The organism is Nocardia veterana NBRC 100344, assembly GCF_000308855.1.
Taxonomy (GTDB): domain Bacteria; phylum Actinomycetota; class Actinomycetes; order Mycobacteriales; family Mycobacteriaceae; genus Nocardia; species Nocardia veterana.
On record NZ_BAGM01000167.1, the window covers coordinates 1 to 580 of the forward strand.

At 69.1% G+C, this 580-nt stretch carries 1 protein-coding gene and 1 pseudogene; both read right to left on the reverse strand.

Features of this window, described 5'->3' with window-relative positions; translation table 11 throughout:
• Positions 1–390, reverse strand: a pseudogene (locus ON37_RS26515) (FtsK/SpoIIIE domain-containing protein); the annotation flags it as partial.
• On the reverse strand, positions 387–580 hold a 194-nt coding region (locus tag ON37_RS26520; protein WP_157171598.1), incomplete at its 5' end, for a hypothetical protein. The gene ON37_RS26520 and the pseudogene ON37_RS26515, both read right to left, overlap by 4 nt.

Here is a 580-nt window from a genome sequence, read left to right on the forward strand (position 1 = left end):
AGCAGGCGAGGACGCGGTGACCGCCTCGACGCCGACGTGATCGGCGATGCGGGAACGCATATCGTCGCGGGTCCAGTCGGCGACGGTTTGCCCGCCGCGCATCAGGACGTCGACGGTCAGGCCGTGGCGGGAGTAGTCCCACCACTCCACGCGCGGGAATCCGGTCTCGGCCGAGCCGAGCTTGAGAAGCGAAAACATCAACTGCGAATGCGCGGGGGAAGCGAACGACAGGATCGCGGGGCGGAGAATCTCCGGGGCCTCGGCCAATTCACGTTCGAGCCCTCGAGCGGTGGAGGTGGCCGGTCGGCGGCCCCACGGCAGGATGTGTGCCGCGAAAAGAAGGGCGCCGGTGGCCGATACCGCGTAGGGCACCATGTCGACGACGGTCATTGCCAGGGCTCCTTCAAGCCATCGAGCCCGCACACCAGCTGGCAGCCCTGTACCGGGGCCGCGGGCAGCCCCGGCTCGTCGCAGAACATCGTGCAGCCGTGGGACTGCGGGGCGGTGGGGGTGGGTTGTTCGCAGAACATGACGCACCCCGGCTTGGCGGTGGTGTGTTCGACAGCGGCCGGGGCCACCT